This window comes from Pseudomonas sp. 24 E 13, assembly GCF_900004715.1.
Classification (GTDB): domain Bacteria; phylum Pseudomonadota; class Gammaproteobacteria; order Pseudomonadales; family Pseudomonadaceae; genus Aquipseudomonas; species Aquipseudomonas orientalis_A.
In genome coordinates, this window is sequence record NZ_CVTO01000037.1 from 1 (window position 1) to 4310 (window position 4310).

Sequence of the window (4310 nt, forward strand, 5' to 3'; positions counted from 1 at the left end):
CAACAGGGGCACGTCCAGCATGGTGATTCCTCTTTATTGTCTTTATCGGGAATACGTTCAAGCAGGGTACAACGGCGCGGCCAGGCGGCCGCGCCCTTCAGCGTTTATACGCCTGCAGGCCAGGCTTGATGCTCTTGTCGTCGAGGAACTGTTTCATGCCCTGCTCGCGACCGCCTTCGGTGTCGAGCAGGCGCGACTGATCGAGCTTGGCGTAGAGGTAATCCTCGTTCTGCTCCCAGGTCAGCTCGCGGCAGCGCTTGAAGCCATGCTTGGCGGCACGCAGCACCACCGGGTTTTTCTCCAGCAGGTTACGCGCCAGTTCGATGGTCACTTCGCGCAGTTGAGCCAGGGGCACGCTTTCGTTGACCAGGCCCATTTCGGCGGCTTTCTGCCCGCCGAAGGTCTTGCCGGTCATGATGTAGTACAGCGATTGGCGATGGCCCACGGTGTCGGCCATGGCCTTGCTCACCAGGTTGCCTGGCGGGATGCCCCAGTTGATTTCCGAGAGGCCGAAGGTCGCTTCGTCGGCGCAGATCGCCAAGTCGCACGCCACCAGCGGGCTGAAGCCACCGCCGAAGCACCAGCCATTGACCATAGCGATGGTCGGCTTGGCGTACATGCGCAGCAGTTTCCACTGCCATTGCGAGGCTTCGCGGCGGATTTTTTCCTGGAGGATTTCCGGGCCGGCATCCACCTCGCGAAAGTATTCCTTGAGGTCCATGCCCGCCGTCCAGGCTTCGCCCGCACCGGTGAGAACCAGCACGCCGGCGGCAGGGTCCTGCTCGAGGGTTTCCAGCACGTCGATCATTTCCCGGTTCAGGGTGGGGCTCATGGCGTTGCGTTTTTCCGGACGATTAAGAATGACCCAGGCGATGCCTTCTTCGATCTCAACCTTGACTGTGGTCCAACGGCCTTCGTAATTGCTCATGGCGGTACGCTCTTGTTCTGGGTGTGAAGATGATTCGAAATTAAACCGCAAATATAGTTATGTCAATTAACTATTAATCTTAATAACCAATATTTTTTCTGCTTAAAACCCACGCGTAGCTGACGCTGTGAAAACCCGGCGTAGCCATAGCGCGCCAACACCGGCAAACTAGATAGTCTTATTAACCTGCACCTTTTGAGGATTGCACTGCCAATGGCCAAGCCTTCCAACATCGCCGCCGCCAGCCAGGCCCTGCCCGACAACGACGAGGTACGGCCGCCGCTGGATTCAGCCCTGGACGATCTGATCGGCTACGCCATGCGCCGCGCCCAGCTCAAGCTGTTCCAGAACCTGATCGGCCGGTTGTCGGACCACGACCTGCGCCCGGCGCAATTCTCGGCCCTGGCGATCATCGAGCAGAACCCCGGGCTGATGCAGGCCGACCTGGCGCGCGCCCTGGCAATCGAGCCGCCCCAGGTGGTGCCGTTGCTGAACAAGCTGGAAAGCCGCGCGCTGGCCGTGCGGGTACGCTGCAAGCCGGACAAACGCTCCTACGGGATCTTCCTCAGCAAGACCGGCGAAACCCTGCTCAAGGAACTCAAGGCAATCGCCGCACAGAGTGACCTCGACGCCACCGCCGCCCTCGACGGCCAGGAGCGTGAAGAGCTGCTGCGCTTGCTGAAGAAGGTCTACCAGGACTGATCGGCCTACCAGAGCGCCACGGTGTAGAGCACCAGAAAACGGGTCTGGTTTTCATCGCGAAAGGCCGCGCCGCTCGGGAAGTCATTGCGGTAGATCGACTTTCGCGCCATGAACCCGACGTTCTTCAGCGGGCCGCTCTGGATCACATACCCCAGTTCCATCTGGAACTCGCGCTCCTTGCGATCCTCGGCGTTGAAAGCGGCCAGTTCGATGTGGTCGCCACGCACGTAGCGCAGCCGCGTCTTCAGCCCAGGCACTCCCGATGCCGCGAAGTCATAGTCGTAGATGGCTTGCCAGGTGCGCTCCTTGGCGTTGAGAAAGTCCGAACTCATGGTCAGTTCGCTCATGCCCATCAACTCCGTTCCCGAGATATAGGGCGTGGCCGTCTCCCCGCTTGAGTGCATGTAGCCAAGGCTGACGCGATGGCCGCCCAGGCGATAGCCAAACAACGCCGAGAGGTTGCGGTTATCCACCCTGCCCGCCTTGGCACTGCCATCCTCACGGCTGAAAAAACTGCGCAGGTCGCTGGTGAGCACGCCATCACCCACCGGCAAGTTATGCAGCAGCGCCAGGGTGTCCTGCTGGTAGAGGTCCGCGATCTGCGAGTGATAGACCCGCAGGCTGAGGTCTTTGTTGACCTGGTAATCACCGCCGACGTAAGCCAGGTGCGAGGTGGTGGCGGTGGCGTTGAAGCGCCGGTTGGGCGAGGCGATCGTCATGGCCTGGTAGTCGGTGGAGTCGCGTTTGTTGATGCGGTCGATATAGCCCGTGTTGAGGGTCAGGCCATTGATGTCCTTGGAGCTCAAGGTGGTGCCGCGAAAGGTTTGCGGCAGCAGCCGCGACGGACTGGCAAAGGCAAACGGCAGGAAGATCGACACATCGCCGGCCTTGACCGTGGTTTGGGCGAACCGCAGCTTGGCGGTTGGGGCCAGGCGCGAGTACTCGTCGGCGGCGCGCTTGTCGCTGGCCGACACCGGCAACAACTCGGTACCGCTGCGGTCCGGCGAAGAGTCGAGCTTGACCCCCATCAACCCGCGTACATCCAGGCCAAAGCCTACCGGGCCAGGGGTGTAACCCGATTCCAGGTTGAGGATGAACGCCTGGGCCCATTCCCGCGCGGCGGTCTTCGCACCGTCGTCCTTGTAGTCACGGTCCAGGTAGTAATTGCGCAAGGTCAGGGTGCCGTGGCTGTCGTCGATAAAGCCTGCAGCCCACAGCGAACCGGGCAACACGCTCAAGGCCAGCAAGGCCAGCAGCCGGCGTGGAGTGGTGTTCGACGCACAGGAGACGGACGCCGCTGCAACGGCGTCCTCCATAGGGAGTTCTGGCATGTTCGATGTCCATTTTTGTTGTTGTTTTTGGGTTGGCACACGCTCGGCCCTGTCAGCCTCGCGAGCCAAGAATGGAAACAGCCGAGGTGACTCGTCAACCGCAACCGACCGATAATCGAACATTAATAAAGCTATCTATTTTTTAGCCAACCATGGATCAATATCTCAATACATTGAATTTTATGATTTTATTCTTGCTTTTTGAGTCATTTATTCCACTATTCATTTTTTAGTTATATTTGTTATCTTAATCCTCAGCAGCCACTCAAGCTCGCCACGCCAACAAAAACAACAACAATGAGGTTTGCCATGGACAGTTCATCGCGTCGTTCGACGCTGACTATTGCGTTGTGCTTTATCGTTGCGCTGATCGAAGGGTTCGATCTGCAAGCCGCCGGCACCGCCGCCGCCGGGTTGCGTCAAACCTTCGCCCTGGACCCGAAGATGCTCGGCTGGGTGTTCAGCGTCGGCATCATCGGCTTGCTGCCGGGGGCGTTCTTCGGCGGCTGGGTTGCCGACCGGATCGGGCGCAAGAAAATCCTGGTCAGCGCCGTGCTGCTGTTCGGGCTGTTTTCCCTGAGCACCGCATTTGTCGAGAGCTACTCAAGCTTGTTGCTGGTGCGTTTTCTTACCGGCCTGGGCCTGGGCGCCGCGCTGCCCAACCTGATCGCGCTGTGCGCCGAAGCGGTGAGCGAGCGCAACCGTGGCACGGCCATCAGCGTGATGTACTGCGGGGTGCCGCTGGGGGGTGCATTGGCCGCAGTGGTGGCGATGTTTTCCAGTGAGCACTGGCAGACCACGTTTATCATTGGCGGCCTGGCGCCCTTGCTGGCCGTACCGTTGATGATCCTGCTGCTGCCTGAGTCCAGCGCCTTTCGCCAACAGCGCGACACCCCCCACGGCGCCCGCCCCTCCACCGGCCAGGCACTGTTCGGCGAGGGTCGCGCCCGCACCACCCTGGCCTTGTGGCTCAGCTACTTCTTCACCTTGACCGTGATGTACATGCTGCTGAACTGGCTGCCGTCGCTGTTGCTGGAACAGGGTTTCAGCAAACCCCAGGCGGGCATGGTGCAGATGCTCTTCAATATCGGCGGCGCCTTGGGTTCGCTGCTCGGCGGCGTGCTGCTGGACCGCTGCAATGCCGTCAACGTGGTGTTGTCGGTGTATGCCGGGTTGCTGGCGGCATTGGCCGGGGTCGGGTTGTCGGTGGGCATCGTGCCCATGGCCATCGCTGGTTTTGCCGCCGGCTTGTTCGTGATGGCTGCGCAGTTGGTGCTGTACGCCTCTGCACCGCCCTCGTATCCGACCTCGGTGCGTGCCACCGGCGTCGGTGCCGCCGTGGCTGTCGG

Annotated in this window: 4 protein-coding genes; 2 read left to right on the plus strand and 2 right to left on the minus strand. The window is 60.6% G+C overall.

Going from position 1 to position 4310, the window contains the following annotated elements:
• Positions 1-97 precede the first annotated feature (97 nt).
• The gene (locus tag BFP90_RS01575; RefSeq protein ID WP_010567568.1) at positions 98-928 is read right to left on the minus strand and encodes a p-hydroxycinnamoyl CoA hydratase/lyase; all 831 of its coding nucleotides are present in this window, start codon (positions 926-928) and stop codon (positions 98-100) included.
• Between the two features lie 213 nt (positions 929-1141).
• Here BFP90_RS01575 and BFP90_RS01580 point away from each other — a divergent pair, with 213 nt between their 5' ends.
• The gene (locus BFP90_RS01580) at positions 1142-1630 is read left to right on the plus strand and encodes a MarR family winged helix-turn-helix transcriptional regulator (RefSeq protein WP_065893279.1); all 489 of its coding nucleotides are present in this window, start codon (positions 1142-1144) and stop codon (positions 1628-1630) included.
• A 5-nt stretch (positions 1631-1635) separates the two neighbouring features.
• Here the strand turns inward: BFP90_RS01580 and BFP90_RS01585 are convergent, their stop codons facing one another.
• A complete protein-coding gene (locus tag BFP90_RS01585; RefSeq protein ID WP_065895794.1) occupies positions 1636-2961 on the minus strand; it encodes an OprD family porin in 1326 nt (441 codons plus the stop codon).
• 309 nt (positions 2962-3270) lie between these two features.
• On the opposite strand from BFP90_RS01585, the gene mhpT reads away from it, so the two are divergent.
• On the plus strand, positions 3271-4310 hold a 1040-nt coding region (gene mhpT, locus BFP90_RS01590), incomplete at its 3' end, for a 3-(3-hydroxy-phenyl)propionate transporter MhpT (protein ID WP_065895795.1).